This window comes from Actinosynnema sp. NPDC059335, assembly GCF_042752395.1.
Taxonomy (GTDB): domain Bacteria; phylum Actinomycetota; class Actinomycetes; order Mycobacteriales; family Pseudonocardiaceae; genus Actinosynnema.
Genome location: NZ_JBHYXZ010000043.1, coordinates 14,635 through 41,240 on the forward strand (window position 1 = coordinate 14,635; position 26,606 = coordinate 41,240).

At 72.4% G+C, this 26,606-nt stretch carries 31 protein-coding genes; 13 read left to right on the forward strand and 18 right to left on the reverse strand.

Annotated features, from left to right (window positions below):
• Positions 1–202 precede the first annotated feature (202 nt).
• Positions 203–988, forward strand: a complete 786-nt coding sequence (locus ACFXGA_RS15980; protein WP_378088408.1) for a hypothetical protein — start codon at positions 203–205, stop codon at positions 986–988.
• 2 nt (positions 989–990) lie between these two features.
• On the opposite strand, the gene ACFXGA_RS15985 is transcribed toward ACFXGA_RS15980, so the two are convergent.
• Both ACFXGA_RS15985 and ACFXGA_RS15990 read right to left on the reverse strand, forming a co-directional pair.
• Positions 991–1,803, reverse strand: coding sequence for an inositol monophosphatase family protein (locus tag ACFXGA_RS15985; RefSeq protein ID WP_378088492.1), 813 nt, complete (start codon positions 1,801–1,803; stop codon positions 991–993).
• Positions 1,803–2,690: a DUF5919 domain-containing protein gene (locus tag ACFXGA_RS15990; protein ID WP_378088410.1), complete on the reverse strand. Its 888-nt coding sequence runs from the start codon at positions 2,688–2,690 to the stop codon at positions 1,803–1,805. Before ACFXGA_RS15990 ends, ACFXGA_RS15985 begins: the two co-directional genes overlap by 1 nt.
• A gap of 190 nt (positions 2,691–2,880) precedes the next feature.
• On the opposite strand from ACFXGA_RS15990, the gene ACFXGA_RS15995 reads away from it, so the two are divergent.
• The 5 genes from ACFXGA_RS15995 to ACFXGA_RS16015 all read left to right on the forward strand — a co-directional run bounded on the left by ACFXGA_RS15995 (position 2,881) and on the right by ACFXGA_RS16015 (position 4,684).
• Positions 2,881–3,339, forward strand: a complete 459-nt coding sequence (locus tag ACFXGA_RS15995) for a hypothetical protein (RefSeq protein ID WP_378088411.1) — start codon at positions 2,881–2,883, stop codon at positions 3,337–3,339.
• A 3-nt stretch (positions 3,340–3,342) separates the two neighbouring features.
• Positions 3,343–3,660, forward strand: coding sequence for a hypothetical protein (locus ACFXGA_RS16000; RefSeq protein WP_378088413.1), 318 nt, complete (start codon positions 3,343–3,345; stop codon positions 3,658–3,660).
• Complete coding sequence (locus ACFXGA_RS16005; RefSeq protein WP_378088415.1) at positions 3,660–3,947, forward strand: AMED_5909 family protein; 288 nt, start codon at positions 3,660–3,662, stop codon at positions 3,945–3,947. The genes ACFXGA_RS16000 and ACFXGA_RS16005 overlap by 1 nt, the downstream gene beginning before the upstream one ends.
• Positions 3,944–4,231 carry a transcriptional regulator gene (locus tag ACFXGA_RS16010; protein WP_378088417.1) on the forward strand — a complete coding sequence of 96 codons (288 nt, stop codon included), beginning with the start codon at positions 3,944–3,946 and terminating at the stop codon, positions 4,229–4,231. Before ACFXGA_RS16005 ends, ACFXGA_RS16010 begins: the two co-directional genes overlap by 4 nt.
• A gap of 123 nt (positions 4,232–4,354) precedes the next feature.
• Complete coding sequence (locus tag ACFXGA_RS16015; protein ID WP_378088419.1) at positions 4,355–4,684, forward strand: tyrosine-type recombinase/integrase; 330 nt, start codon at positions 4,355–4,357, stop codon at positions 4,682–4,684.
• Between the two features lie 44 nt (positions 4,685–4,728).
• Here ACFXGA_RS16015 and ACFXGA_RS16020 read toward each other — a convergent pair whose 3' ends face one another.
• The 7 genes from ACFXGA_RS16020 to ACFXGA_RS16050 form a co-directional block, all read right to left on the reverse strand.
• Positions 4,729–5,892 (reverse strand): acyl-CoA dehydrogenase, encoded by a 1,164-nt coding sequence (locus ACFXGA_RS16020; RefSeq protein WP_378088421.1) that lies wholly within the window; start codon positions 5,890–5,892, stop codon positions 4,729–4,731.
• Between the two features lie 37 nt (positions 5,893–5,929).
• Positions 5,930–6,430 carry a 5-(carboxyamino)imidazole ribonucleotide mutase gene (gene purE, locus ACFXGA_RS16025; RefSeq protein WP_378088494.1) on the reverse strand — a complete coding sequence of 167 codons (501 nt, stop codon included), beginning with the start codon at positions 6,428–6,430 and terminating at the stop codon, positions 5,930–5,932.
• Positions 6,431–6,447: 17 nt separating this feature from the next.
• Positions 6,448–7,644, reverse strand: coding sequence for a 5-(carboxyamino)imidazole ribonucleotide synthase (locus ACFXGA_RS16030; protein ID WP_378088423.1), 1,197 nt, complete (start codon positions 7,642–7,644; stop codon positions 6,448–6,450).
• 112 nt (positions 7,645–7,756) lie between these two features.
• Positions 7,757–8,740, reverse strand: coding sequence for a hypothetical protein (locus ACFXGA_RS16035; protein ID WP_378088425.1), 984 nt, complete (start codon positions 8,738–8,740; stop codon positions 7,757–7,759).
• Positions 8,737–9,609 (reverse strand): ATP-binding cassette domain-containing protein, encoded by an 873-nt coding sequence (locus ACFXGA_RS16040; RefSeq protein ID WP_378088427.1) that lies wholly within the window; start codon positions 9,607–9,609, stop codon positions 8,737–8,739. The genes ACFXGA_RS16035 and ACFXGA_RS16040 overlap by 4 nt, the downstream gene beginning before the upstream one ends.
• Positions 9,606–10,022: a GntR family transcriptional regulator gene (locus ACFXGA_RS16045; RefSeq protein WP_378088429.1), complete on the reverse strand. Its 417-nt coding sequence runs from the start codon at positions 10,020–10,022 to the stop codon at positions 9,606–9,608. Before ACFXGA_RS16045 ends, ACFXGA_RS16040 begins: the two co-directional genes overlap by 4 nt.
• Positions 10,023–10,396: 374 nt before the next feature.
• Positions 10,397–11,122 (reverse strand): GGDEF domain-containing protein, encoded by a 726-nt coding sequence (locus tag ACFXGA_RS16050; RefSeq protein ID WP_378088431.1) that lies wholly within the window; start codon positions 11,120–11,122, stop codon positions 10,397–10,399.
• 230 nt (positions 11,123–11,352) lie between these two features.
• Here ACFXGA_RS16050 and ACFXGA_RS16055 point away from each other — a divergent pair, with 230 nt between their 5' ends.
• Genes ACFXGA_RS16055 through ACFXGA_RS16065 form a run of 3 tightly spaced genes read left to right on the forward strand, consistent with a single transcriptional unit; the run spans position 11,353 to position 14,756 of the window.
• Complete coding sequence (locus ACFXGA_RS16055; protein WP_378088433.1) at positions 11,353–13,614, forward strand: sigma-70 family RNA polymerase sigma factor; 2,262 nt, start codon at positions 11,353–11,355, stop codon at positions 13,612–13,614.
• Positions 13,615–13,649: 35 nt separating this feature from the next.
• The gene (locus ACFXGA_RS16060; RefSeq protein ID WP_378088496.1) at positions 13,650–14,168 is read left to right on the forward strand and encodes a GtrA family protein; all 519 of its coding nucleotides are present in this window, start codon (positions 13,650–13,652) and stop codon (positions 14,166–14,168) included.
• Between the two features lie 36 nt (positions 14,169–14,204).
• Positions 14,205–14,756, forward strand: coding sequence for a GtrA family protein (locus ACFXGA_RS16065; RefSeq protein WP_378088434.1), 552 nt, complete (start codon positions 14,205–14,207; stop codon positions 14,754–14,756).
• Positions 14,757–14,816: 60 nt separating this feature from the next.
• Here the strand turns inward: ACFXGA_RS16065 and hisN are convergent, their stop codons facing one another.
• Entirely contained in the window at positions 14,817–15,602 is a 786-nt protein-coding gene (gene hisN / locus ACFXGA_RS16070) for a histidinol-phosphatase (RefSeq protein WP_378088436.1), read from the reverse strand.
• 39 nt (positions 15,603–15,641) lie between these two features.
• Between hisN and ACFXGA_RS16075 the strand changes: the two genes are divergently transcribed.
• Both ACFXGA_RS16075 and ACFXGA_RS16080 read left to right on the forward strand, forming a co-directional pair.
• The gene (locus ACFXGA_RS16075; RefSeq protein WP_378088498.1) at positions 15,642–16,307 is read left to right on the forward strand and encodes a response regulator transcription factor; all 666 of its coding nucleotides are present in this window, start codon (positions 15,642–15,644) and stop codon (positions 16,305–16,307) included.
• Complete coding sequence (locus ACFXGA_RS16080; RefSeq protein WP_378088438.1) at positions 16,307–17,581, forward strand: ATP-binding protein; 1,275 nt, start codon at positions 16,307–16,309, stop codon at positions 17,579–17,581. The genes ACFXGA_RS16075 and ACFXGA_RS16080 overlap by 1 nt, the downstream gene beginning before the upstream one ends.
• Here the strand turns inward: ACFXGA_RS16080 and ACFXGA_RS16085 are convergent.
• Genes ACFXGA_RS16085 through ACFXGA_RS16120 form a run of 8 tightly spaced genes read right to left on the reverse strand, consistent with a single transcriptional unit; the run spans position 17,568 to position 24,437 of the window.
• Complete coding sequence (locus ACFXGA_RS16085; protein ID WP_378088440.1) at positions 17,568–17,855, reverse strand: hypothetical protein; 288 nt, start codon at positions 17,853–17,855, stop codon at positions 17,568–17,570. The genes ACFXGA_RS16080 and ACFXGA_RS16085 overlap by 14 nt on opposite strands.
• Positions 17,852–20,614: a TNT domain-containing protein gene (locus ACFXGA_RS16090; protein WP_378088442.1), complete on the reverse strand. Its 2,763-nt coding sequence runs from the start codon at positions 20,612–20,614 to the stop codon at positions 17,852–17,854. The genes ACFXGA_RS16085 and ACFXGA_RS16090 overlap by 4 nt, the downstream gene beginning before the upstream one ends.
• A 14-nt stretch (positions 20,615–20,628) precedes the next feature.
• Entirely contained in the window at positions 20,629–20,937 is a 309-nt protein-coding gene (locus ACFXGA_RS16095) for a WXG100 family type VII secretion target (protein ID WP_378088444.1), read from the reverse strand.
• A complete protein-coding gene (locus ACFXGA_RS16100) occupies positions 20,934–21,425 on the reverse strand; it encodes a YbaB/EbfC family nucleoid-associated protein (RefSeq protein ID WP_378088446.1) in 492 nt (163 codons plus the stop codon). The genes ACFXGA_RS16095 and ACFXGA_RS16100 overlap by 4 nt, the downstream gene beginning before the upstream one ends.
• Positions 21,422–22,159 (reverse strand): adenosylcobinamide amidohydrolase, encoded by a 738-nt coding sequence (locus ACFXGA_RS16105; protein ID WP_378088448.1) that lies wholly within the window; start codon positions 22,157–22,159, stop codon positions 21,422–21,424. Before ACFXGA_RS16105 ends, ACFXGA_RS16100 begins: the two co-directional genes overlap by 4 nt.
• Before the next feature lie 4 nt (positions 22,160–22,163).
• Entirely contained in the window at positions 22,164–23,093 is a 930-nt protein-coding gene (locus ACFXGA_RS16110; protein WP_378088450.1) for a hydroxymethylglutaryl-CoA lyase, read from the reverse strand.
• Positions 23,080–23,604 carry a PH domain-containing protein gene (locus tag ACFXGA_RS16115; protein ID WP_378088452.1) on the reverse strand — a complete coding sequence of 175 codons (525 nt, stop codon included), beginning with the start codon at positions 23,602–23,604 and terminating at the stop codon, positions 23,080–23,082. The genes ACFXGA_RS16110 and ACFXGA_RS16115 overlap by 14 nt, the downstream gene beginning before the upstream one ends.
• A 44-nt stretch (positions 23,605–23,648) precedes the next feature.
• Positions 23,649–24,437, reverse strand: coding sequence for a biotin--[acetyl-CoA-carboxylase] ligase (locus tag ACFXGA_RS16120; protein WP_378088454.1), 789 nt, complete (start codon positions 24,435–24,437; stop codon positions 23,649–23,651).
• Positions 24,438–24,612: 175 nt separating this feature from the next.
• On the opposite strand from ACFXGA_RS16120, the gene ACFXGA_RS16125 reads away from it, so the two are divergent.
• Together ACFXGA_RS16125 and ACFXGA_RS16130 are read left to right on the forward strand one after the other, a co-directional pair.
• Positions 24,613–26,244, forward strand: a complete 1,632-nt coding sequence (locus ACFXGA_RS16125) for an acyl-CoA carboxylase subunit beta (RefSeq protein ID WP_378088456.1) — start codon at positions 24,613–24,615, stop codon at positions 26,242–26,244.
• On the forward strand, positions 26,241–26,453 hold the full coding sequence (locus ACFXGA_RS16130) for an acyl-CoA carboxylase subunit epsilon (protein ID WP_378088458.1): 213 nt from the start codon (positions 26,241–26,243) through the stop codon (positions 26,451–26,453). Before ACFXGA_RS16125 ends, ACFXGA_RS16130 begins: the two co-directional genes overlap by 4 nt.
• Positions 26,454–26,606 lie beyond the last annotated feature (153 nt).

A 26,606-nucleotide genomic window follows, 5' to 3' on the forward strand; every position in this document is an offset into this window, starting at 1 on the left:
GCCGCGGGCGCACCCCCGTATCTACCTCTTTCACGGGGGCTGCCGCGTTGGGGGGTTTTGTTAAAAAGGTGTGGCTGACCCGCCCGCGGGACGCCGCAGGCGGCGCGCCTTGATCCCATAGAGCCAAGTTCGGCAAGATACCGACAGTCGTCTGCGTGATCGATAACCGAACACTAATTGGTCCCGGAAGGATGGATTGCGAATGAGCGACGCGGTCACGCCAGACAATGATGGACTTGAAGTCGAGGCGGCCTCGGCGATCGCGAGAGACGTGTCAGATTTCCTGACACAAGTAGATTTCGAACGCTACGGACCATCCGAGCAGAACGACTTTGATGTGTTCAATCTAGCAGAGTTTGTAGAGCATTACGTGAGTGGTCGAACATATCCGATCGATCGACTCAAGGAGGCAACTCTCCGCCTAGTAGACCTACGCCTACAGCTTGAGTACATCGAGTTTGACCTTGGCCTTATGAACACGTTCTATTACAGTCATCCAAATTATGAGCAAGGCGGAATCATTCCCGCCAAGTCCAAGCTAGCCAAGATGGCTCTCGAACAGTCCGTCATCGGCCGGATACGGATCGCATGGGAGAAGCTTTTCAGGCTCATCTACTTCCTAGAGACGGGAAAACCGGAAATCTCCGGGCATAGAGTAAAAAGAATATTCTTCAAGTGGGTTGATACTACAGCCAAGTGGCGATTTCTGACGCCATACGAAGCAATCGTTGAAGCGTTTGATGCCAGGTACAGGACACCTGAATATCACAAACATTCCGTTGTGCGAGGCCAGCTAGTCAGCGGGAAAGACCTAGACCTGAACGACGTACTCACGCCGCTCAACTACCTCAAAAATACAATCTGGCCAAACTTGATAAGCATCCTCAACGGGCGAACCGCCGCACACTTCACCGATCTACACGAAGTCGACCAGTTCAAAATCGACCCCCGCTACCTCACAGTGGAACAACAGGGCGAGCCCGATTGAGGTCAGTCTGGTTCTCTTCCGTGGACTATGGACCGGACCAGCACGATCAGGTCGTCAGCTATGCCAGCAGTTGAGCCAATCGTATGAGCTGACGCCGACGAGTGATCACGCCCAGTGCTATCCCGGATAACCGCCCCTGCCTCACGGGCGATGAGAACCCCGGCAGCAACATCCAGCGTGTTGTTGGACATTATTACTACGGCGTCGATACGACCTTCTGCTAGCCACACGAGATCATGTGCAGCAGAACCGAACATGCGGATGCGTTCAACCCTGGCCGCGAGAGCCGCAGTGAGGGAAATTCGCTGCTCATTTTTTTCGTCGGCGCGATCACCAAGAGCATAGTCTCCTATTGCAATCATCGACTTTGCCAACTCAGCGGTAGTGCTGGTTCGTATACGCTTGCCGTTGGCGTATGCCCCGTTTCCCAGCGTAGCGATATAGTGCATGCCCGAGTACGGAAGCGAGATCGCACCAACCATCGCACAGTCGCCTTGCAAGAGCGCAAGGGAGATACCCGATAGCGGCACACCATGAACGAAGTTTGCCGTGCCGTCAATAGGGTCTAGCACCCATACACACTCACTATCCGCGACCTGACAGCTACGCCCTTCTTCTTCTCCAATGAACCCGATTTCGGGCGTTACCTCGGCCAGATAGGTCCGAATATCTCGCTCGATGCGCACGTCTACATCAGTGTAGGTGTCACGGTCGGTCTTCTCGGTGATCGTCTGCGGACGCGTACTTTTGATCAGGTCGTTACCGATAGCTACGGCCTTTTGCGCAATCTCGGTCAACTGGTCGAGTGGTCGCATCACCTTGCCTCCTTTGCGCGGTCCCACATAGAGTCGAACACCTGGGAGAAGGTGGCGAACAAGCCCGGTACGGCGTCGTCCTTCTCGATTACGAGGGTGGGGGATTCGACGCCTCGGGCGTCGGGCAAGTAGGGCTGGACCATGCACTTGGCTTGGTCGGTGATGAGGATGTTGTAGCGGAGTGGTTCGTCGTAGACGCGGATGTGGAGCTGGCCGCGTGCGTCGGGTGAGACCTTGGCCCCGACTCGGCGTAGGGCTTCAATGTTGAGGCGGGTGAGCATGGAGAGGTGGCCTTCGGGTAGGCCCTCTTCGTGTTCGCGGGCGGTGATGTTGTGGCCGTTGGGGTCGAGGAAGAGGGCCTTGATGGTGGTGCCGGTCTCGATCGAGTCGAGTAGAGCCTTGTCGGAGTACTGCTGGCACAGGACGTTGAGGGACAGGCCCGCGATGTCGATCGTCTTCGCGCCTTCGAACAGGTCGCGTGGGGTGACGTTGTGCAGGAACTCGGTCCGGCTGGGGTAGACGGCGGTGACGTCGGCCAGGCGGGCCTGTTGGGGCATCTGGACCGGGCGCGGTACGGGGTGGGTGGTGGCCGCGGTTCGTTGGGGTGGGGTGATGAGGCTGTCGGTGTCGCCCTCGTGTGGAGACAGGAGTTGTTCGGCGGTCCAGCCGGGGAACATCTTTTCGAGGATGCGGCAGTGGTCGGCGTAGGGCAGGCCGAGTAGGTCGCCGGACAGCCAGCGGTAGAACTGGGCCTTGCTGGGGTAGCGGCCGATCAGGTCGGTGTCGAGTTGCTTGGCGACGCGGTCGTACTCCTTGCAGAAGGTGCGGTAGCCCTGCATGTGGCGTTGTCTGAGCAGGACTCGCAAGAGGGTGGACTCTGTGGCCATGTGGTCTCCCCCACGTGTGCCGGTGGGGCGAGGCTAGCACCGGGACGAGACCAAGACGAGACTTTTTGAGATCGACACGCGGGCGGTACGCGGCAGGTGAGACCCGTGCGGACCTGGGACGGGACCATTGGCCACCGAATCTGAATGGGCAAGCCGCGATACTGCGGCACCTGTCAGAGGAGTGAAGCCGATGGCGATCAGCAAGGGGTACCGGTTCCCTGTCTCGTTCGATGACGCGTTCCCTCAGGGCCTGGTGATGGTCGGGGAGGTCATGCCGGACACGGAGTACCAGACGCGTGACGAGAGGGCTGTGGGTCGGCCGGTGCGTCAGCGGGTGGACGAGGCGACCGGTAAGCGGCAGTGGAAGGTCACGGTCACCGATCCGCACGAGCCCAACGCCAAGCGCAAGAGCTTCGAGATCACGTTGTTGGCCGATGTGCAGCCGGTGCCGACGTCGGGAGAGGTGTTGCCGGGGATGCGGCCGGTGGAGTTGGAGGGGCTGACGGCTGAGCCTCGGGTCGCGGGCAACGGTGAGTTCAAGTACCAGTCGTTCGTCTTCCGGGCGACCGGGTTCCGGGCGGTGGTCAAGTCGGCTGGCTCGGCTCCGGCCGGGGGTAAGTCGGGCAGCGCCGACGCCAAGGCTGCGTGAGCCGTGTCCGATCTTCAGCAGTTGGTGGTGCAGTGGCAGGCGGCGTACCGGGCCTACACGGAGGCGCATGAGGCGAACCGGTACGTCGCGGCCGATGATCCGGCGGCTGCGGCTCGGATCGCGCCTGCGTATCGGCGGGTGGCGTGGTTGTGGCGGCAGCTCGCGGCGTTGGAGAGCACGCCCTGGTGGGCCAAGGCGGCGGCGTTGCACGGGGCGGAGACGTTCGACCACCAGGCCGATGTCAACGAGCGCATCGCGGGTGCTGACCTGGCTGTTGGTGCTCATCACGGGCACGTGCCGGTCGAGGGTGGTGGTCGGTGATGGCGCAGCCGAAGAAGCTCGATCGGTGGGCGGTGGCGATGAGCGCGACGACGCTGAAGCAGGCGCACGAGGTGATCGGTGGTCTGGTGCCGTCGCCGGAGGCGTCGCCGTCGCGGTGGCGGGTGTTCTACCTGCGGTCGGCGGAGGTGTACACGCGGGTGGCCGAGGTTGATCGGGGCCACCACCACGAGGCGTTGTACTGGGCGAAGCGGGAGCGCGAGAAGGGCGAGGCGATCACCGATACGCCTGCTGCTGGTTCCGGTGAGGCTGTGGGAGGTGGCCTGTGACTGAGCAGGACGTGACGCCGGAGCAGAACGAGCGGCGGCCGGGGACGAGTCGCTACACCGTGAAGGTCCGGGTGGTGAAGTTCGACCGATACATGCGGCTGGCCAAGTTCGATTCGATCTATGCGTTGGCCGATGCGATGGGGGTGCACCGCTCCACGATCGGTCGGGTGATGGAGGGGCGGTTGCAGCCGGGTGCGGCGTTCATCGCCGGTGCGTTGACGGCGTTTGCCCCGGCTAGCTTCACGGAGCTGTTCGAGGTGGTGGAGGAGGTCCGGGTCCGGTGACCGGTCGCGCTGTGGCGTGACGTCCGGACGGTTGGTATCGACCGGTTGGTGTGTCCAGGGAAACAGGCCCGAGTCTTGGCGGGCCTGAGCCTGTTTCCCTGACACAACGACCAGGGTGACCCGGTGACGGTCCGGTTGCTGGCCATCGGTGAGGGCGGGCGGCTCTACACGGGCGACCTGTTCCACAAGGTCGTCTGGATGGGCGCGTTCCGGGAGGCCGGTCTCCTCTACCGCAAGCGGGCGGACGGGATGCACGCGCTCAGGCACTTCTACGCCTCGGTGCTGCTGTCCCAAGGCGTCTCGATCAAGGAGCTGGCGGAGTACCTGGGCCACTCCGACCCCGGCTTCACGCTCCGGACGTACACGCACCTCGTCCCGTCCAGCCACGAGCGGGCGCGGTTGGCGATCAACGGGGTGTTCGGCTCTCAAGATCACGGCCTGGAGGCGGCATGATCATGGAAACCATGCGCCTCCAGGCCGGAGGGAAGATCGTTGATCTAGCCGTTGAGCAGGGCGCGCGACATCACCACGCGCTGGATCTGGTTCGTGCCCTCGTAGATCTGGGTGATCTTCGCGTCGCGCATCATGCGCTCCACCGGGAAGTCGCGCGTGTAGCCGGCGCCGCCGAAGAGCTGCACGGCGTCCGTCGTCACCTGCATCGCCACGTCGGACGCGAAGCACTTGGCCGCCGCGGTGATGAAGCCGATGTTCGGCTCGCCCCGCTCGGCCTTCGCGGCGGCGACGTAGACCATGTGGCGGGCCGCTTCGATCTTCATGGCCATGTCCGCGAGCATGAACTGGACGCCCTGGAACTCGGCGATCGCCTTGCCGAACTGCTTGCGGTCCTTGACGTAGGCCACGGCGGCTTCCAGCGCGCCCTGGGCGATGCCCACGGCCTGCGCGCCGATGGTCGGACGCGTGTGGTCCAGCGTGCGCAGCGCCGTCTTCAGCCCGGTGCCGGGCTCGCCGATGATGCGGTCCTCGGGGATCGTGCAGTCCTCGAAGTGGATCTCGCGCGTGGGCGAGCCCTTGATGCCGAGCTTGCGCTCCTTCGTGCCCACGACGAAACCCGGGTCGTCCTTGTGCACGACGAACGCCGAGATGCCCTGCGACTTCTTCGGCGCGTCGGGGTCGGTCACGGCCATCACCGTGTACCAGGTGGACTCGCCCGCGTTGGTGATCCAGCACTTCGTGCCGTTGAGCACCCAGTGGTCGCCGTCGAGCCTGGCCCGCGTCCGCATCGACGCCGTGTCGGAGCCGGCCTCGCGCTCGGACAGCGCGTACGACGCCATCGCCTCGCCGGACGCGACGCTCGGCAGCACCTGCCGCTTCAGCCCCTCCGACGCCGACAGCAGGATGGGCATGGTCCCGAGCTTGTTCACCGCCGGGATCAAGGACGACGACGCGCACGCGCGCGCCACCTCCTCGATCACGATGCACGTCGCCACCGAGTCGGCGCCCTGACCGTCGTACTCCTCCGGCACGTGCACGGCCGCGAAACCCGACTTGACCAGCGCGTTCAACGCCTCGACCGGGAAGCGCTCGCGCTCGTCCACGTCGGCGGCGTGCGGGGCGATCTCCTTGTCGGCGAGCGCCCGGACCGCCTCGCGCAGTGCCTCGTGCTCCTCGGCGAGCTGGTAGGTACCGAAGCTCGGGTCCACGTTGAGTTACCTCCCGGTAGGGCGTCCTACCAGGATGTTAGCGCGCGTTCACTCCCTTGTCCGCTGTGCCGTCCGCAACAGCCCGCAGCGCCGCGTCCTTCTCCAGCACGAGGTCGGCGAGCGACGACTGGAACTCCGCCATCCGCTGTCGCAGGGCCGGGTCCGACGCCGCCAGCACCCGCACGGCGAGCAGCCCGGCGTTGCGCGCGCCGCCGACCGACACCGTCGCCACCGGCACGCCCGCCGGCATCTGGACGATCGACAGCAGCGAGTCCATCCCGTCGAGGTGCTTCAACGGCACCGGCACGCCGATCACCGGCAGCACGGTCGCCGACGCCACCATGCCCGGCAGGTGCGCCGCGCCGCCCGCCCCGGCGATGATCACCCGCAGCCCGCGCGACGCGGCCGTCGCGGCGTAGTCGAGCATGCGCTGCGGCGTGCGGTGGGCCGAGTACACCCCCACCTCGTAGCTCACGTCGAACTCGGCCAGCGCCTCGGCCGCGGCCTTCATCACCGGCCAGTCCGAGTCGCTGCCCATGATCACGCCGACGTGCGTCACTGCTCTCCTCCGTGGATGTCGTACCCGTCCGGCCACACGCCGTCGGACAGCCAGTGCGCGGCGAGCCGAGCCCGCTGCCGCACCTCGTCCATGTGCTCGCCGACCAGCGTCACGTGACCGATCTTGCGCCCCGGCCGCTCCGCCTTGCCGTACAGGTGCACGTGCGCGTCGGGGAACCGGGCGAACAGGTGGTGCAACCGCTCGTCCGGCCCCATCTCGGACGGCGAGGACGCGCCCAGGACGTTGGCCATGACGACGGCGGGCGCGGCGAGGTCCGTCGCGCCGAGCGGGTAGTCCAGCACGGCCCGCAGGTGCTGCTCGAACTGCGAGGTCCGCGAGCCCTCGATGGTCCAGTGGCCGGAGTTGTGGGGGCGCATGGCCAGCTCGTTGACGACCAGCCCGTCCGCCGTCTCGAACAGCTCCACCGCGAGCAGCCCCACGACGCCCAGCTCGGACGCGACCCGCAGCGCCAGCTCCTGGGCCTGCTCGGCGAGGGCTTCGCTCGCACCCGGCGCGGGCGCCAGCACCTCGACGCAGATGCCCTCCCGCTGCACGGTCTCCACCAGCGGCCACGCCGCGCCCTGCCCGAACGGCGACCGCGCGACCAGCGCGGACAGCTCGCGCCGCATCGGCACGCACTGCTCGACCATCAACGGCGTGCCGGCCGCCAGCAGCTCGGGCACGACCCGCTGCGCGCTCTGCGGTGTGTTCAACATCCACACCCCGCGGCCGTCGTAGCCGCCGCGCACGGCCTTCAGCACGCACGGCCACCCGTGCCCCGCGCCGAACGCCAGCACGTCGGCCACCTCCCGCACGGCGGTGAACGGCGGCACGGGCACGCCCAGCTCCGCCAGCCGCTCGCGCATCACGAGCTTGTCCTGCGCGTGCAGCAGGGCCTCCGGCCCGGGGAACACCTTCACCCCTTCGGCGACCAGCGCGTGCAGGTGCTCCTGCGGCACGTGCTCGTGGTCGAACGTCACGACGTCGCACGACTTGGCGAACGCGCGCAACGCGTCGAGGTCGGTGTGCCTGCCCAGCTCCACCTCCCGGGCGACGAGCGCGGCGGGGTCGGAGTCCGACTCGGCGAGCACCCGCAACGACTGGCCGAGCGGGATGGCGGCCTGGTGCGTCATGCGGGCGAGCTGGCCGCCGCCGATCATGCCAACAGCGGGGAGACGGGTTCGGGAGTCCACGGTTCGGTGAGTCTACCTGCACAAACGCGACGCCTCGGGCAGAGGTCCCGCGCGCCTCCCCCAGCGCGCGGAACCCCTGCGGCAGGGTTGCCGCGGTGTGCCGGTCCGGGCGTCAGACCCGACGGGCCCGGCGGACCGCGGCGAAGGCGAGCGCGAACAGCGCGGCGGCGAGCCCGGCGAAGATCGAGAACTCGATCAGCTGGAACGACGCCAGGCGCTCGACCGGGTGGTAGTCGACGAAGTAGTGCACGTCGTGGTCGACCAGGCACCCGATGTACCCGTCGTTGCTCGTGGCGCCGTGGCAGCCCGCCGGGAACGGGATCTCGTTGCCCGCCGGGTCGGCGTAGCCGCCGGCCACCCGGTACGCGCCGTCACGCCCCAGGTCGGGGGACCTCGCGTACTGCTCGTACGGCGTCACCCGGCGCAGCGGCTCGTCGTAGTGCGGCCGCCAGAGCCGCGCCACGAGCAGGCGCGCCGCGCCGAGCCCGACCAGGGCGAGCCCCATCGCCGGCACCGTGCGCCGGGTCGTCGCGCCGGCCAGCAGGCCGAGCGCGAAGCCGAACACCGCGTAACCCGCCTGGACGTGCGGCGCCGCCTCGAAGGCGTCGCTCCCGAACGGGTGGAACGGCGGGTAGCCGTCGTGCACCGCGTTCAGGCTGTTCATCAGCGTGACCAGGGCCAGGCCCAGGCCGGCGGCCAACCCCGCGGCCGCCGCGCCCAGCAGCACGACCTTGGCCGCGAGCCAGCGCAGCGGGGGCACGTCCTGGCTCCACACCAGCAGGTGGGTGCGCTGCTCGTACTCCCGCGACAGCAGCGGCGCGGCCCAGAACACCGCGATCACCAGGCCGAGCGGGCCGGGCAGCAGCGCCAGCGCCTGCGCCACGCTCAGGTAGCTCCACTCGCCGAGCAGCTCGTGCGTGTCACCGGTCGCGTCCACGTGCAGGGCCATGCCGAGCGCCGGCGCGATCGCCGCGAGCACGGGCACGGCCGTGGCGAGGACCGTCCAGCGGTGCTGCCGCCAGGTCAGCCACGCGAGGTCGCCCCAGCCGACCCGGGCGCGCCTGGTCGTGGCGCCGGCCGTCGTGGTGGCGCTCATGCGGCGACCCCGTTCCGGCCGGCTTCGAGCTGCGTCAGCACGTAGTCCTCCACCGTCGGGGGTCGCAGCACCCACGGTGCCGCCGCCACCGGGCGCGGCGCGCCCACGGGCAGCCGGACCAGAAACGTCGACTGGTTGTCGACGTGCCGCGCGGCCACGACCTCGCCCGGCACGGGCGGCGCGTCCGAGCGCGGGCCGGTGCAGGAGACGTGCCGGTCGAGCAGCTCGTCCAGGTCGCCGCCCGCGAGCAGCCGCCCGTGGGCGAGGAGCAGCAAGTGGTCGGCGACGCCGGACAGCTCCGTGACGAGGTGCGTGGACAGCAGCACGGTCATGCCGGTGTCGGCGACCTCGGCGAGCAGCTCGGCGGTCGCCTCGCGGCGGGCCAGCGGATCGAGGTCGGCCATCGGTTCGTCGAGCAGGAGCACGTCCGGCCGCGAGCCGATGGCCAGCGCGAACGCCACCTGCGCCCGCCGGCCGCCGGACAACCGGCCGCACGGCGCGTCCAGCGGGACGTCGAAGCGCGCCAGCCAGCGGCGGGCCCGCGCCTCGTCCCAGACCGCGTTCAGCCGCGCGCCCAGGCGCAGCACGTCGGTCGCGGTGAAGTGCCGGTAGACCGGCTTGTCCTGCGGCACGAACGCCACCCGGCCCACCGCGTCCGCCGACCCCTCGTCGGCGTCGAGGAGTCCGGCCAGGACCGTCATCAACGTCGTCTTGCCCGCGCCGTTCGCGCCCACCAGCGCCGCCACCCGGCCGGCGGGCAGCTCGAACGTGCAGTCCCGCAACGCCCACTTGGCGCGGTAGCGCTTGCCCAGCGCCCGCGCCCGCACCGCTGATCCGGTGTCGTCGGCGGGCGCGACCTTCGTGCTCATCGGACCACCACCCCCTCCCCTGCCATTGCCTGGTCGTCGTCCCCGCCCCCGGTGAGGACGGAGCGCACCAGCGCGTCGATGTCCTCTGCGTCCAACCCGGCCCCCCGCGCCTCGCCGACCCACGTGGCCAGCCGCGCCCGCAGCTCGGCCATCACCTCCGGATCGGTCGAGCCGAGGCCCGCCTTGACGAACGTGCCCGAGCCCTGGCGGGCCTCGACCAGACCGGACAGCTCCAGTTCCCGATATGCCTTGAGCACCGTGTTCGCGTTCACACCACTCCTCGCGACGACGTCGCGGACGGTCGGCAGCCGGTCGCCCGGCCGCAGCCAGCCCAGGCGCAGCGCCTGCCGCACCTGGTGGACGAGCTGCAGGTAGGCGGGGAGGCCGCTGGACCGGTCGATGCGGAACTCCACCCGATGCTCCAAATTGTTCTACTTGACTAACACACCGGAACATACCGCGCGCGCATGGCGGGCTGTCAAGCCGGGACGGCGCACGCGGCGGTCCTCTCTCGGCTCGCCCGGCCGGCGACCCCTCCCGCCCCGGACGGGTGGTGGCACATCTCCGACGACGACACCGGCAAGGACGCGAAGTACGGCTGGGGCGCGACCGCGATCGACGGCAAGCCGGTCGGGCGACTGCAACTGCTCCGAGGAGCAGCGGTGGGTGGGCAGCCCGCCCCGGCCGACGCGCCGCTCCCCTCGCGCGCCGACCCGGCCCGGCGCGCCCCTCCCGCCCGCACCCCGATTCGACGCGGGCCCCCGCCCGCACGCCGGCGAGCGGCGGGTCAGCTCCTCGCGCCGGCGATCAGCGCCACGGCGTCGTCCCAGGTCGGGGGCAGTTCCTCCACCCGGACCCGGACCGGGCCGGCCGGCGCGACGTGCGGGTCGACGGCGAGCCGGTCCGCGGTCAGCACCCGCAGGTTGGCCAGCGCCCGCGGCAGGTGGCGGTCGCGGCGCAGCAGCACGCACGCCACCGCCGGGCCGGCCGAGGCCACCGTCTCGCCCGCGTCGAACACCTCCTTCAACGCGTCCGCCAGCAGCGTCATCGCCACCACGCGCGACCACCCGGACGTCCGGCTCAGGTCCAGCGCGACGAACACCAGCACGTGCTCCTGCCGGCCGGCGGCCCGCGCCTCCGCGTACACCTCGCGCAACCTGGTGCGCAGGTAGGCGGGCGTGGCCAGGCCGGTCAGCGGGTTGTCCGCCGCGCAGCTCGCGGCCCGCCTGCTCATCACGTCGCCCCAGCCCAGCGCGGTGGAGCGCAGCATCCGCGCCGGGATCGCGTCCACGCTCGGCGACACGATCCCGGTCGAGCCCTCCGGTTCCGACAGCACGGCGTGCAGCGCCGCGAGGTCCAGCAGCGTCTCCCCCAGCCCCGCGCCCGCCTCGGCCCGCGCACCCCCCAACCGGTACAGCTCGGCGCAGGCGTCGCCGTCGCCCAGCACGGCCCGGCAGACGTCGTCCACCTCCGCGAGTTGCCAGTCCGCCGGGAACGCCCAGCCCGCGGCCATCGTGGCGGTGCGCCACCTGGACCGCAGTGCCCGCGACCCGCCGGCCCCCGAGCGCTGTGCAACCGCTTCCCGAACACCCACCCGGATGCCTCCTCGACGATCGGTTCCGCACAGGAGACGTCGACCAAAGTCATCCATGACGGCACTTACTCCACCCGGTCGGGGGGTTGGAGGTGACGGTGCGCGACCCGGTGCGTCACACTGGCGCCGCGCGAGGAGGGAAGAGACACGTGGCGACCGTTCCTGCCGAAGTCCAGGGACCGAGCGACGCGGAGCTGATCGACTCCGTGCGCGGCGGGTCGACGGACGCCTACGGGGAGCTCTACGAACGCCACGTCACCGCCGCGTACAACCTGGCCCGCCAGCTCGCCCGGTCGTCCGCCGAAGCCGACGACCTGGTCTCGGACGCCTTCGCGAAGGTCCTCGACGCGCTGCGGGCCGGGCGCGGTCCCGACTCGGCGTTCCGCGCCTACCTGCTCACCGCGCTGCGCCACACCGCCTACGACAAGACCCGCCGGGACCGCAAGGTCGAGCTGGCCGACGACGTGGCCGAGGTCGCGCCCGAGGCGACGAGCGTGCCGTTCAAGGACACCGCCGTGGCCGGGCTGGAGCGGTCGCTGGCGGCCAAGGCGTTCGCCCGGCTGCCCGAGCGCTGGCAGACCGTGCTGTGGCACACCGAGATCGAGGGCCAGTCACCCGCCGAGGTCGCGCCGCTGCTCGGCCTGACCGCGAACGGCGTGTCCGCGCTCGCCTACCGCGCCCGCGAGGGCCTCAAGCAGGCGTACCTCCAGGTGCACCTGGCCGAGACGCAGGCCGAGCGCTGCCGCGCGACCGTGGACCGGCTCGGCGCGTGGACCCGCGGCGGGCTGTCCAAGCGGGAGACCACGCAGGTCGAGGCCCACCTGGACGAGTGCACCGACTGCCGGGCGCTGGCCGCGGAACTGGCCGACGTCAACGGCGCGCTGCGCGGGATCATCGCGCCGCTGGTGCTCGGCGTCGGCGCGACGGGCTACCTGGCCGCGGCCGGCGCGGGCACCGCCAAGGCCGCCGCGGTCGCCGCCGCCGGCGCGGGCGGTGCGGCGAGCGCCGCCACCTCCCTGCCGCGGCAGTTGCTCGGGGCCGCCGCGTCGGCCGCCGCCCTGGTGGTCGCGGTGGCGATCGGCCTGGCGTCCGGCGGCGAGCAGGAGGTGCCCGCGGCGCAGGCCGTGCCGGCGCCCAACACGCAGGTCGCGCCGACCACCCAGCCCTCACCGCCCGCGCCCACCGCGACGCCGGAGCCGACGACCGAGCCGTCCCCGACGCCGGAGCCCACGACCGAACCGACGACCGAACCCGCGCCGACCACGGAGGCCGCGCCCGACCCCGAGCCGGCTCCGAACCCGGAGCCGGAACCCGAACCGCAGCCGGAACCGGAACCGCAGCCCACGCCGCCGAACCTGGTGCCCGTGGTGCCCAGCGGGTTCACGCTGACCCCCGGTGACGACCCCGTCGACCTGCCGATCGTGGTGCGCAACTCCGGGGGGACGGCGTCGGAGCCCGCGAGCGCGGTGCTGGCCTTGCCGCCCGGCGTGCGGTCCGTCGGCCCGGCCGCGTCCTTCGCCGGTCCGCGCCCGGCCCGGTTCGACGGCGCGGCCGACCAGTCGGTGACCTGCCCGGCGGGCACGGGCACGGTGACGTGCGCCACCACCCGGGGCCTCGCGCCCGGCGGCACGGCCACGTTCGTGTTCCGGGTCCAGGCCGACCCCGAGGCGGTGACGGGCCGGATCACCGGCACGGTCACCGCCGGCACGTCGGTGAGCGTCGCGGTCGCGGTCGACGTCGAGGTGCGCCCGGCGCGCGACGACCTCGACCTCCAGGTCCGGACGTGGCAGCACGGGTTCTGGGACCCGCGCCTGGACGTCAAGGTCACCAACACCGGCGGCCGGGCGGGCGACCTGCGGCTGGTCGTGGAGTCGGACGGGCACGTCGTGCTCGTCACGCTGTGGCCCGGCTGCGAGCGGTCGCCGCGCCGCATCACGTGCGTGGCGCCGTTGGCGCGCGGCGAGTCGTTCCGGTTGTCGGTGTGGGCGGTCGGATGGCCGCACCGGGAAGGCGTGGTGCGGGTCGGCGCGACCCTCGGCAACGCGTCCGAGAGCGTCGAGGTGCCCGTCCCCGGCCGACCGGGCGGTGGCGACGACCACCAGCCGGAGCCGCCCACCGGCACCACCACCCCGAAGCCGACCACCACGCGCCCGACCCCGACGACGACCACGACGACCACGCCCGGCGCGCCCACGACCACCGAACCGCCCGCGCCGACCACGACGACACCGGCGCCGACCACGGAGCCGTCCACGCCCGCACCGACCACCACGACCACGCCCGCCACGACCGCGCCGACCACCACCACGCCGACGTCACCCACGCGCAGCGAACCGTGCCGACCCCGGCCGCCGTGGCTGCCGCCGCTGCTCGACGACCTGCTGCCCGGTCACTGCCGCACCCCTTCGTGATCGTTCGATCACGGCATCGGTAACCTGCCCCGGTGCTGCCACTAGTGCGCAGGGTAGTGGGCTCGCTACCCGAACCGCTCCGCTTCCTGATCAACAAGCACCGTGAGCTGATCCGCTTCGCCGTCGTGGGCGGCACGACATTCCTGATCGACAACGGCGTCTGGTACGCGCTCAAGCTGACCGTGCTCCAGGACAAGGTCGTCACGGCGAAGGCCATCGCGGTGCTGGTGGCGGTCATCGCGTCGTACGTGCTGAGCCGCGAGTGGTCCTTCCACACCCGCGGCGGCCGTGAGCGGCACCACGAAGCGGCACTGTTCTTCCTGGTCAGCGGCATGGGCATCGGGGTGAACCTGTTGCCGCTGTACGTCTCGCGGCACGTGTTCGACCTGCACTCCGAGGTGGCCGACTTCGTCGCGGGCTCGGTGATCGGCATGCTGCTGGCCACCGGGTTCAAGTACTGGGCGATGCGGAAGTTCGTGTTCCCCCAGGCCGACGCGCGACCGTCCGTGCGGTCGTTGCGCGTGGTGCCGGAGGAGCAGCGCGAGGTCGCCTGAACAGGCCGTTCACCCCGGTTTCCGTACACTGCCGGGGTGTCCGTAGTCGAGAACGTCGTCCTGCGCCTGCCCGAACCGCTGCGCTCGCTGGCCCTCAAGCACAGAGAGCTGCTGAAGTTCGCCGTCGTCGGCGGCACGTGCTTCGTCATCGACACGGTCATCTTCTTCGTGCTCAAGACGACCGTGCTGGCCGAGAAGCCGGTCACGGCGAAGATCGTCGCCACGCTCGTGGCCACGATCGTGTCGTACGTGCTCAACCGGGAGTGGTCGTTCAAGACCCGGGGCGGGCGCGAGCGGCACCACGAGGCGGCGCTGTTCTTCCTCGTCAACGGCATCGGCATCGCGCTCAACTCGCTGCCGCTGTGGGTGTCGCGCTACCTGCTGCACCTCCAGGAGCCGCACGTGAGCCGGATCGGCGAGGAGGTGGCCGACTTCGTCAGCGCGCAGATCATCGGCACCCTGATCGCCATGGCGTTCCGCTGGTGGGGCTACAAGAAGTGGGTCTTCCCGGAGGCCGACTTCCGCCCGCGCCGGGTGACGCGGGCCTACGACCGCCCGGCGGACGAGAACCCGACCGACCACGCCTGACGCCGACGCGCGCCCTGTCCTCGACCGCACGTGACGGCCGCGACCCGCGGCGCGGGCCGCTCAGCGGCCCCCGGCCAGGACCTCCAGCGCCGCGTCGTGCACGTGCCCGTTGCTCGTCAGCACGGTCCCGCCGTCGAAGCGCGCCGCGCCGCCGAGGTCGGTGAACCGCCCACCGGCCTCCGTCACCAGCACCTGGAACGGCGCGACGTCCCAGGGGTTCACGATCGGTTCCGCGGCCAGGTCGATCGCGCCCTCCGCGACCAGGCAGTGCTGCCAGAAGTCGCCGAACGCCCGGTTCTCCCAGCACGCGTCCACCAGCGCCAGGTACGCCTCCCGCGAGTGGTGCTCGACCCACGTGCCCAGGTGCGTGGTCGACAGGTAGGCGTCGGACAGCTCCCGCACGCCCGACACCGAGATCGGCCGCTCGCCCGACGCGTCCGACGTGTGCGCGCCACCGCCCGCGGCGGCCCACCAGCGACGGCCCAGCGCGGGCGCGCTGACCACGCCCACCACCGGCAGGCCGTCCACCACCAAGGCGATCAGGGTCGCCCAGACGGGTACACCCCGCAGGAAGTTCTTGGTGCCGTCGATCGGGTCGACCACCCACGTGCGGCCGTCGCCCGCCGTGCCGCCGCGCTCCTCGCCCGCGACCAGGTCGCCCGGGGCCTCGGCCGCGAGCACCGCCCGCAGCGCGTCCTCGACCGCCACGTCGGCGTCCGTCACGGGCGTGCGGTCGGGCTTGCGCTCCACCACGAGGTCGCGGGCGCGGAAGCGGGTCGTGGTGATCCTGTCGGCTTCGTCGGCCAACCGGAGGGCCAGGGACAGATCTGCGCGAAGGTCGGACACGCACGGGATCGTGCCACGCCTACGCTGGTTGTCGTGAGCGTGGTCTTGTTGGCCGAGGACGACCCGGCGATCGCCGAACCCCTCTCCCGCGCGTTGCAGCGGGAGGGCTACCAGGTGCAGGTCGTCACCGACGGTCCGGGTGCGTTGGAGGCCGCCACGCACAGCGGGATCGACCTGCTGGTGCTCGACCTCGGCCTGCCCGGGATGGACGGGCTGGAGGTGTGCCGCCGGCTGCGCGCGGGCGGTCGCGGCCTGCCGGTGCTGATGCTCACCGCGCGGTCCGACGAGGTCGACTTCGTGGTGGGCCTCGACGCGGGGGCGGACGACTACGTGGCCAAGCCGTTCCGGCTGGCCGAGCTGATGGCCCGCATCCGGGCGCTGCTGCGCCGCCGCGCGCCCGGCACGCTGGAGGTGAACGGCGTGCGCATGGACCTGGCCGCGCGCCGCGTCACCGTGGACGGGCTGGAGGTGCAGCTCGCGAACAAGGAGTTCGAGCTGCTGCGCGTGCTGATCCAACGCGCGGGCCAGGTGGTGCACCGCGACGAGATCCTCTCCGAGGTCTGGAACGACCCGGAGCTGAAGAGCAGCAAGACCCTCGACATGCACATGTCGTGGCTGCGCCGCAAGCTCGGTGACGTGCGCTCGGTGGAGCGCCGCATCGCCACCGTGCGCGGCGTCGGCTTCCGCTTCAACACCGCAGACTGATGCGCGGCCGGATCCTGCGGGCGATCCTGCTGGCCGTGGCGGTCACCGGGTTCGCCCTCGGCATCCCGCTCGGCTACACGGCCCTGCGGCTGGTGGAGGACGGCGCGAAGACCGACCTGGCCGCGCGGGCGCAGCGGATCGCGGCGTCCATCGACGACCAGATCGCGAGCGGCCGCGAGATCGACCTCAAGCCGGTCGAGGTCGGCGTGCCCGAGGGCGGCCACCTCCTGGTGACCTCCTCCGGCGGACAGCAGGAGTTCGGCCGCACGCCCGGTGACAACCCGCTGTCGGTCGAGGTGCCGATCGCGCAGCAGGGCACGGTGCGGCTGGAGGTGTCGTCCGCGCCCATGCGCACCGCGCAGTACCAGGTCGCCGCGCTGGTGGTGCTGCTGGTCGTGCTGTCGGTGAGCACCGGCACGGTGGTGGCCACGGTGACGGCGCGCCGGCTCGCCCAGCCGTTGCGGCACGTGGCGGCCCGCGCGGCGCGGCTGGGAGCGGGCGACTTCCGGCGCGACGACCGGCGGCACGACGTGCCGGAGCTGGACCTCGTGGCCGAGGCGCTGGACCGGTCGGCGGGCGCGTTGGCGCAGCTCGTGCAGCGGGAGCGCGAGCTGGTCGGCGACGTCTCGCACCAGCTGCGCAGCCGGCTGACCGCGTTGCAGCTGCGGTTGGAGGCGTTGTCGCTGCACCAGGAGCCGGACATCGCCACGGAGGCCAAGGCCGCGCTGGAGCAGGCCGAACGGCTGGCCGAGGTGCTCAACGAGATGCTGGCCGCGGCACGGGCCGCCCGCGCGGTCGGCGCGGAACCGCTCGACCTGGGCTCGGAGCTGACGGCCATCGCCGAGGAGTGGCGCGAACCGCTGCGCCGCGTCGGACGCGCGCTGCGGGTGAAGGTGCCGGAAGGGCTGCTGGCGCGTGCCACGCCCGCGCGACTGCGTGAGGCGATCGGCGTGCTGCTGGACAACGCGCTGCGGCACGGCGAAGGCATGGTCGTCGTCTCCGCGCGCCGTGACGACGGCACGGTCGTCGTGGAGGTCGCCGACGGGGGCGCGGGCGTGCCGGACGAACTCGCGCACCACATCTTCGAGCGCGGCGTGTCCGGCGGCGGGTCCACCGGTGTGGGTTTGGCGTTGGCGCGGGCCCTGGTGGACGCCGACGGCGGGCGGCTGGAGCTGTCCACCGCCCGGCCCGCGACGTTCGCGCTGTTCCTGCCCGTGCCGAAGGCCGAGGACGTGGTGGGCGTGACCTGGCGGACCGACCTCACGCCTCGGTAGGCGCGGCCTCCGGTTCGGCGGTCCGGGGCAGCACGCCGACCACGCCGCGCACGACCTGCGCCCACACCAGCCGGCCGAACAGGTAGTGGCAGGCGACGTCCTCGCTGGTGAACGCCGCCCAGTCGTACCGGTTGCCCTGCTCGCGCCAGAAGACCTCGAAGCCCTCCTCGGTCGGCAGCAGGCACCACGTGTTGTCGGCCTCCGCGCCGATCGACACGACCTCCGCGGGCACGCCGACCGCCAGCAGCCAGCCCTGGACCGACTCCGCGTTCATGCCATCTCCTCCAGGTAGCCCAGCGCGACCAGGTCGGCGACCGGGTGGGTGGCCCGGTACCGCACACCACCGCCGGGCTGGCCGAACCACTCGGCGGACAGCGTGAACCACACCGGCAGCACCCGGACCACCCGGTAGCGGTGGTAGCCCGCGCCGACCAGCGCGGGCGGCAGCGAGCGCTCGGCGAAGGGCGTGCCGAGCTGGGACAGCACCCGGCCCTCCGGCCCGCCGAACCGGTCCAGCTCCACGCCGACCGCGAGCACGCCCGGCCGGCCCTCCTCGTACCCGCCCTCGGGGAACAGCTCGCCGGGCGGCCAGGCGTACTCGGGCGGGTCGGCGCGGACCAGGAACCGGCGGTCCCAGTCGCGTTCGTGCATGCCGGCCAACGGGTCGTAGCCCTCCAGCAGCGCCGGGTCCGGCGCGCCGCCGGGGCCGAGCGCCAGGCGCGGCCGGTTCACCGCGGGCACCGGGTCCGCCGACGCGGTCGGCTCCGCGCCCGAGAGCCGGGAGCGCAGCCCGTCCCGGCCGCCGGCCCGCAGGTCGAGGCCGAGTTGGGCGGAGGTGTCCACCAGGTGGCCGTCCGGGTGGCCCTGCGGCGGGAAGCGCAGGCCCGCCGCGAACGCCTCGTCCTCCGACGGCGGCGGCAACTGGCGGGCGGGTGTCGCGCCGGGCGGCGGGAGCATCCCGCCGGGGAACATGTGCAGCAGGAACGCCGCCGCCGCTGCCGTGGTCGGCTGCGCCGTCCGCGCGGCCCGGACCGGGGGCGCGGGCGGGGTGTCGTCGGCCTCGGTCGGCAGGACCCCGGACAGCGGACCGGCCGGGAGGGGGCCGGCCGCGAGCGGACCGGTGGCGGACCGGCCGCCGGTCGGCAGCGGGAGGATCGCGAACGCGAGGTCGCCGTCGACCACCTGCCTGCCGAGGGCCGCCAGGGTGTCCCGGAGGTCCCGGGACTCGGCGTCGTCCCGGGACTCGGCGGCCGCGCCTTCGCCCTTGGCCGCCTCGCCCTTGGCCTGCGCGTCGGGCTTGGCCGCGCCCTCGCCCTTGGCCTGGCCTTCGGGCTTGGCCTGCCCATCGGCCTTGGCGGCGGCTTCGGCCTTGCCCTGGCCCTGAGCGGACTGGTTCTGCCCCGACTGGCCCTGCCCCGACTGCGCCGAACCGGACTGGCTCGCGCCGGGCTGCGCCTGCCCCGACTGCGAGGAACCCGACTGCGCCGAACCCGACTGCGCCGAACCGGGCTGGCCGGAGCCCGGCTGACCCGCCGGGGTCTGGCCGGGTTGCGGGGCTTGGGCGGCCTTGGCCTCGGCCTTCGGGGCGGTCTGCTGGCCGGGCTGCTGGCCCGGGGCCTGGGTGGTCGCGGGGGCGTTGGGGGCGGTGGTGGCGGCCGGTGCCGGAGTGACGGCAGCCGCAGCGGCAGCCGCGGCCGGAGCACCCGTCGGCCCACCACCGAGGGACGGCCCGCTGAACGACGGTCCCTGCGGCGCGGCCGGGTTGGCGGCCGGCGCGGCGGGCTGCGCGGGCGCGTGCGGCGCTTCGGCGTGCGGCAGCAGCGGGCGGTCCAGGACCGCCGCCGACGACTGGTTGACCGTGCCCTCGGTGCGGGTCACCGCGTCCACGACCGGACCCGCCGCGGCCGGCACCGCGCCGAGCACGGGGTTCACCAGGTCGCCGACGACGGTGCCCGGTCCGGGCGGGGTGCTGCCACGACCGGGCGGCACGTGATCGGGGCCCGGCCCGTGACCCGGCGCGTGGTCGGGTCCGTGGTCGCGGCCCGGGGCCACGGTCTCCGTGACGCCCTGGACCCCGTCCGCCGCGCCCTGGACGGTGCGGTCGACCGCGTCGCCCACGACGCCGACGGTCTCCACGACCGGCTGGGCCACCACGTTCACCGTGTCCGTCACCGCGCCGACGAGCCCGCCGATCAGGCCGGGCGCCTGGCCGTGACCCGGAGCGGCACCCGGAGCAGCGGCACCGGGAGCAGCAGCGCCCGGAGCGGCGCCACCCGGAGCAGCGGCAGCCGGAGCGGCGCTGCCGGCGCCACCTCCCGAACCGCCGGAACCCTCGGACCCGCCGGGCAGCAACCCGTCCAGCAGCCCGAGGCCCAGGCCGCCACCCGACGACCCACCACCCGGGAGCCCACCGGCCGGCCCACCGCCGTGCGGTCCGCGACCGCCCTCCGAGGGACCCGCGCCCGGTCCGGCGTCACCGGGCGCGTGCACGCCGGGGTTGACGTCGACCGGCGGCCGGTGCCCGCCGATCTGCACACCGCTGTCCAGCCGCACCGCGCTGGTCAGCGTGTCGGTCAGGTGCGCGACGTTCGCCGCCGCGCCCCGGACCGCCGTCTCCAGCCCGAGCAACGCCGTCGGGTGGCCGGCGTTCGCGGCCTGCTGCGCGGCGTCGGTGTTCTTCGCCAGGTTGACCAGCTCGCGCACCAGCTCGACCTTGGCCGCGCCGATCTGCTCGGCCGCGTGGTCCAGCCGGTCGGCGGCGGCGGCGCAGCCGCGCAGCACGGTGTTCAACGTGCCATCCGGCGCGGTGAACGTGTTCCAGTGGCCGCGCGCCGCCTCGCCGGTCGGGCCGGACAGGGCGGCCAGCGCCTTGCCCGCCGAGCCGTCGGACTCGCCCGCCAACGTGGACAGCTTCGCGCCCGCCTCCCGCCACGCGGCGGCGGACGCCCGCAACGCGTCCTCGTCCGCCTGGGGCCAGGACACCCCGGCCTTGGCGGCGACGTCGGCCAGCTCGGCCGGCAGCTCGATCCCCATCACGGCCCCCTGAGTCAGATCGCGCCGAGCGCGGTGCGGTTGCCCTCTTCGGTGTCGCGGTACGTGCGGGCGGTCTCGGCGAAGCGCTCCCCGACGCCGCCGAACCCGGCGCTCAGGCCGGACAACCCGCTCAACGCCTCGCCGGACGGCCCGACGTGGCTCGCCGCGAAGCTCTGCCCGATCGCGTCGCCGCCCCAGCACTCGCCGAGCGAGTCCAGCGCGCCGCCCAGGTCCCCGGCGATCTTGCGGGCCCGCTCGGCGAACGCGGTGAAGTCCTCCGCGCCCTCGGCGAGCCGGGCGAGGTCGGTGTGGAAGCCGGTCATCGCGTTCTCCTCGCGCGGATCGGGGTGGGTGCGGGCGCGCCCGCGTCGACGTCGAGCCAGTCGCGCTGCTCGAAGTCCTCGTCGTCGGCGACCGGGCGGCGGCGGGTGGCGGGCGGGACCTGCTCGGGGGCGATCTCCTCCGGGCGGAGGTCCGCGGTGCCGCGCAGCAACGCCTCCGGGTCCGTGCCGGCGGGCAGCACGGGGCTCAGCGCCCGGTAGGCGCCCTCCGCGGCCTTGGCCACCGCCTCCTGCGCGGTCCGCAGGACCAGCTGGGCCAGTTGCGCCGGCCGCAGGCGGTACGCGTGGTCGGCCAGCTCCAGGTCGACCAGCGTGCCCCTGGCGTCGACCACGGCGGTGACCGCGCCGTCGGGGCTCGTGGCGGAACCGGAGACCCGGGCCAGGTCGCGCTGGACGGACGCCAACTGGTCGCGGCTGCGCCGGTAGTCGGCGAGCAGCTCGTCCACCTGGGCGCGGTGATCGGTCGTCACGGCCACCTCCGGGTTGCGCCGTCGCCGGGCATGGTCGTCGGTCGCGCGTTGGACGTTACGACCGCGGTCCCGGTTCCCGCCCGTTCCAGCGAAATCCCGGCGTGGACGGCGCGGTGCACGGTGCGGGCCAACGCCGAGCCGATCACCGACCGCGGCCCGCCGTAGGGCTCGACCGGCCCGTCCAGGGGGCACAGCAGCACGACCGCGTCGGTGACGGTCCCGGTGCCCGGCACGCCCGCCTCGCCCAACGCCTGGGCCTTGGCCTCCGCGACCGTGGCGACGGCGTTCACCAGGGCCGCGTCCGCGAGCCGCACCGGCAGCACGCACACGGCGTTGATCGTGCCGACCTCGGGCAGGTCCCCGGCGGGCGGCCCGGCCGCCCACGTGGGGTGCGCGCCGATCCCCGTCGTCACCCACGACCGGACGCCGCCGTCGCTCTCCAGCACCACGTCCCGCACGTCCACGGCGGTGAGCAGACCGGTGCCGGGGCCCGTCAGCCCGAGGCCGGCCGCGATCTCGCCCACGTGCACGTCCGGGTCGAGGCGCGCGTAGTCCTTGGGCACGGTCGCGTTCAACGCCCAGTGCCGGACGCCCAGGCCGCCGCCGTGCGGGCCGGACGAGATCGCCAGCACGGGCCGGGGCAGCCGCCACACCAGGACGCCGGGGTGCCGTTCCACCGCGGGCACCGCGCGGCCGGGCGTGCCGCGATCGTCGGCCGCGGCCTGCTCGACCACCCGGCTACCCCCGCAGCGCCCGGACCACCCGCGACGGGCTCGGCCGACCCAGCCGTTCGGCCATCCACGCGCTGGTGTCGGCGAGCTTGTCCAGGTCGACGCCGTGCCCGACGCCCAGCCCGTCCAGCATCCACACCAGGTCCTCGGTGGCCAGGTTGCCGGTCGCCGACTCGGCGTAGGGGCAGCCGCCCAGCCCGCCCGCCGACGCGTCAATCGTGCGCACGCCGGACTGCATCGCGGCCAGGGTGTTCGCCAGCGCCTGCCCGTAGGTGTCGTGGAAGTGCACCGCGAGCCGGTCCACGCCGTCGAAACCGGCGAGCAGCGCGGTCACCTGGCCCGGCGTGGCCACGCCGATGGTGTCGCCGAGCGAGAGCTGGTCGCACCCCATGTCCAGCAGCCGCTTGCCGACGCCGACCACCTGCTCCCGCGGCACCGCGCCTTCCCACGGGTCGCCGAAGCACATCGACACGTAACCGCGCACGGCCAGCCCCTCGGCCTTCGCCCGCGCCACGACCGGGTCGAACATGGCGAACTGCTCGTCCAGCGACCGGTTCAGGTTGCGCCGCGCGAACGTCTCGGTGGCGCTGGCGAAGATCGCCACGTGCTCGACGCCCGCCCGCAGCGCCCGCTCCAGCCCGCGCTCGTTGGGCACCAGCACCGGGTAGCTCACGCCCGGCCGCTTGACCAGGCCGGCCAGCAGCTCCTCCGCGTCGGCCAGCTGCGGCACCCACCGGGGGTGCACGAAGCTCGTGGCCTCCAGCACCGTGCCGCCCGCGTCGGCCAGCCGGTCCAGGAACTCCAGCTTGGTGGCGACGGGCACCACCTCGGCCTCGTTCTGCAACCCGTCCCGCGGCCCGACCTCCCAGATCGTCACGCGGTCCGGCAAACCGCTCGCGCCGACGGTGTCCGGCAGGCCGACCTCACGCGCGCCCATCTGTGACCCTGTCCTCCGTCCGGTGGTCCCCGACCCGGTCGCGCCCGGGGTGCAGCAGCGAGAGCACCTCGTCCACGGCCGGGATGTCGTCGAACTCCCACGGCTCGTCCGCGCCCGACTCGACGACGAGCGTGCCGCAGCCGAACAGCCGGTCCACCGGGCCGCGCTCGGAGCGGACGCCGTCGATGCGGTCCAGGCGGATGTCCAGCCCGGTCCGCTTGAGCACGCCGAACCGGTACATCACCCGTTCGTCGGTGACGATGAAGTGCGTGGTGCGCCAGCGCACCAGCGGCGCGAGCGTCAACCAGGCGATCAGCACCGCGGCGAGCGCGGCCAGGGCGGTCCACGCGACCGACGCCCAGCCGAAGTCGGACACCAGCACCGCGAGGTAGGCGCCGCCGACGACCACGACGACGAGCACGAGCACCGGCGCGATCAGCGTCTTCCAGTGCGGGTGCCGGTGCACCACGACGTGCTCGCCGGTGCGGAGCAGGTCGTCCGGGTAGGCCACGACGGGTCCCTTCGGTGCGGTGCTCGCCTGGTGGGGAGCAAGCCTCACCGTACCCGCAGGTGCACCACGTCCCCGGCGGAAACGGTGTGGTCCACGCCGGTCTGGTCGCGCACCACGAGCGTGCCGTCGGGCTCCAGGTCGCGGGCCGTGCCGACCAGCGCGTCGCCCTTGGCCAGCTCCACCCGCACCCGGCTGCCGAGCGTGGCGCAGTGCCGCCGGTACTCGTCGCGCAACGACGGCTCGTCGCCGCCCGCGCGCCGCCACGCGTCCTCCAGCCCGGCCAGCTCCCGCAGCAGGGTGATCGCCAGCGCGGTGCGGTCCAGCGGGCCGGCGTGGTCCTCCAGGCTCGTCGGCCGCAGGCCGCCCGCGCCGGGCCGGACGCCGTCGGGCAGCGCGGCCACGTTGAGCCCCATGCCGACGACGACGGCCGGCGTCGCGTCGGCGGTGATCTCGGCCAGCACGCCCGCCGCCTTGGCGTCGCCGACCAGCAGGTCGTTCGGCCACTTCAGGGACGCCTCGACGCCGACACCGCGGGCCGTGCGGACCAGCGCCAGCCCGGCGAGGAGCGTCAGCCACGGCCACCGCGCCGGCGGCACCCCGTCCGGGCGGAACAGCACGCTCGCGTAGAGCCCGCCGGCGGGCGAGGTCCAGTCGCGGTTGCGGCGGCCCTGGCCCGCGGTCTGCCGTTCGGCGATGAGCACGGTCCGGTCCCGCGCGCCCCGGATCGCGGCGTCGCACAGGTCGGTGTTCGTGGACCCGGTCTCGGCAACCACGTCCAGGGCCGCGTAGGGACCGAGGAGGCCGGCGCGCAGTGCGGCGGTGTCGAGAGTCACCCGCGCAGACTAGTGAGCGACCCGCCCCGCCCGCTGTGTCGGAGCGGTGTGGACGGCGGGGCGGATCACCGCGGCCAAGCCTGCAACCTCCACCGCGCTGGAGGTCAACCCGGTCTTCGTGAGCTGGGCTACTACGCCCGGCCGTGCCGGGAAGGGCTGGTTAAGCTGCCCCGCTATGAGCAGTGCGACCGCCCCCATCGGCGAGGAGCCGGACGTCCACACCACCGCCGGGAAGCTGGCCGACCTGCGCCGGCGCAACGAGGAGGCCGTGCACGCCGGCTCGGCGCGCATGGTGGAGAAGCAGCACGCCAAGGGCAAGAAGACGGCCCGCGAGCGCATCGAGCTGCTGCTCGACCCCGGCTCGTTCGTCGAGCTGGACGAGCTGGCGCGGCACCGCTCGACGAACTTCGGGCAGGAGCGCAACCGGCCCTACGGCGACGGCGTGGTGACCGGCTACGGCACCGTCGACGGCCGCCCGGTGTGCGTGTTCAGCCAGGACGTCACGGTCTTCGGCGGCTCGCTCGGCGAGGTCTACGGCGAGAAGATCGTCAAGGTCATGGACCTGGCCATCAAGACCGGCCGGCCGATCGTGGGCATCAACGAGGGCGGCGGCGCGCGCATCCAGGAGGGCGTCGTCTCGCTCGGCCTCTACGGCGAGATCTTCCGCCGCAACGTGGCCGCGTCCGGCGTCGTGCCGCAGATCTCGCTGATCATGGGCGCGAACGCGGGCGGCCACGTCTACTCGCCCGCGCTGACCGACTTCGTGGTCATGGTCGACCAGACCTCGCACATGTTCATCACCGGCCCGGACGTGATCAAGACCGTCACCGGCGAGGACGTGGGCTTCGAGGAGCTGGGCGGCGGGCGCACGCACAACACCAAGTCGGGCAACGCGCACTACCTCGGCGAGAACGAGGAGGACGCCATCGCCTACGTCAAGGAGCTGCTGTCCTACCTGCCCGCCAACAACATGTCCGAGCCGCCGGTCTTCGACGCGCCGGACGACGTGGTGCACGGCTCGATCGAGGACTCGATCACCGACTCCGACCGCGAGCTGGACACGCTGATCCCGGACTCGGCGAACCAGCCCTACGACATGCACGAGGTCATCACCCGCGTGCTGGACGACGGCGAGTTCCTGGAGGTCCAGCCGCTGTTCGCGCCGAACATCCTGGTCGGTTTCGGCCGGGTGGACGGCCACTCGGTCGGCGTCGTGGCCAACCAGCCGACCCAGTTCGCGGGCTGCCTGGACATCGACGCCTCGGAGAAGGCCGCGCGGTTCGTGCGGACCTGCGACGCGTTCAACATCCCGGTGCTGACCTTCGTGGACGTGCCCGGCTTCCTGCCCGGCACCGACCAGGAGTGGAACGGCATCATCCGGCGCGGCGCGAAGCTGATCTACGCCTACGCCGAGGCCACCGTGCCGCTGGTCACCGTGATCACCCGCAAGGCCTACGGCGGCGCGTACGACGTGATGGGGTCCAAGCACCTGGGCGCGGACATCAACCTGGCGTGGCCGACGGCGCAGATCGCGGTCATGGGCGCGCAGGGCGCGGCGAACATCGTGCACCGCAAGACGTTGGCGAACGCCGTGGCTTCGGGCGAGGACGTGGACGCGCTTCGGGCCCGTTTGCAGCAAGAATACGAAGACGCCCTCTGCAACCCTTACGTCGCGGCCGAACGCGGCTATGTTGACAGTGTGATCCCACCCTCGTACACGCGTTCACACGTCGCACGGGCGCTGTCCATGCTGCGGGACAAGCGCGAGGCGCTGCCGCCCAAGAAGCACGGGAACATCCCGCTGTGAGCGGGGAGACGCACCTCCGGGTGGTGCGCGGCAACCCGGACGACGTGGAGTTGGCCGCGGTCGCGGCGGTCGTGGTCGGCCTGGCGGGCGCGGGTTCGCCCGCCCCGGCGCAGCCGCACCGCTCGGCGTGGTCGGACAAGGCCAGGCAGGTCAGGCGCCCGTTGCCGCACGGTCCGGGCGCGTGGCGGGCCTCCGGCCTGCCCGGCTGAGCCGCACCGCACCCGACTCGCCGCCCACCGCCGCCGGTCCGACCCGGCGGCGGGGGGGGGGGGGGGGCCGCCCCCCCGCGGCGCGGGGGGGGGGGGCGCGCCCCTCGGGCAGCCGGCCCGCGGCGCGGAGAGCGGGGCGCTGGGCGGGGGCGC

Bases quoted from the DNA above. Each gene is read 5' to 3' on its own strand.
- ACFXGA_RS16095 (WP_378088444.1), bottom strand. From the start codon at position 20,937: ATGACCGGCTTCCACACCGACCTCGCCCGGCTCGCCGAGGGCGCGGAG.
- purE (WP_378088494.1), bottom strand. From the start codon at position 6,430: ATGGGCAGCGACTCGGACTGGCCGGTGATGAAGGCCGCGGCCGAGGCG.
- ACFXGA_RS16125 (WP_378088456.1), top strand. From the start codon at position 24,613: ATGAGCAGTGCGACCGCCCCCATCGGCGAGGAGCCGGACGTCCACACC.
- ACFXGA_RS16085 (WP_378088440.1), bottom strand. From the start codon at position 17,855: ATGAACGCGGAGTCGGTCCAGGGCTGGCTGCTGGCGGTCGGCGTGCCC.
- ACFXGA_RS16080 (WP_378088438.1), top strand. From the start codon at position 16,307: ATGCGCGGCCGGATCCTGCGGGCGATCCTGCTGGCCGTGGCGGTCACC.
- ACFXGA_RS15990 (WP_378088410.1), bottom strand. From the start codon at position 2,690: ATGGCCACAGAGTCCACCCTCTTGCGAGTCCTGCTCAGACAACGCCAC.
- ACFXGA_RS16050 (WP_378088431.1), bottom strand. From the start codon at position 11,122: ATGGCCGCGGGCTGGGCGTTCCCGGCGGACTGGCAACTCGCGGAGGTG.
- ACFXGA_RS15995 (WP_378088411.1), top strand. From the start codon at position 2,881: ATGGCGATCAGCAAGGGGTACCGGTTCCCTGTCTCGTTCGATGACGCG.
- ACFXGA_RS16035 (WP_378088425.1), bottom strand. From the start codon at position 8,740: ATGAGCGCCACCACGACGGCCGGCGCCACGACCAGGCGCGCCCGGGTC.
- ACFXGA_RS16005 (WP_378088415.1), top strand. From the start codon at position 3,660: ATGGCGCAGCCGAAGAAGCTCGATCGGTGGGCGGTGGCGATGAGCGCG.
- ACFXGA_RS16110 (WP_378088450.1), bottom strand. From the start codon at position 23,093: ATGGGCGCGCGTGAGGTCGGCCTGCCGGACACCGTCGGCGCGAGCGGT.
- ACFXGA_RS16090 (WP_378088442.1), bottom strand. From the start codon at position 20,614: ATGGGGATCGAGCTGCCGGCCGAGCTGGCCGACGTCGCCGCCAAGGCC.
- ACFXGA_RS15980 (WP_378088408.1), top strand. From the start codon at position 203: ATGAGCGACGCGGTCACGCCAGACAATGATGGACTTGAAGTCGAGGCG.
- ACFXGA_RS15985 (WP_378088492.1), bottom strand. From the start codon at position 1,803: ATGCGACCACTCGACCAGTTGACCGAGATTGCGCAAAAGGCCGTAGCT.
- ACFXGA_RS16040 (WP_378088427.1), bottom strand. From the start codon at position 9,609: ATGAGCACGAAGGTCGCGCCCGCCGACGACACCGGATCAGCGGTGCGG.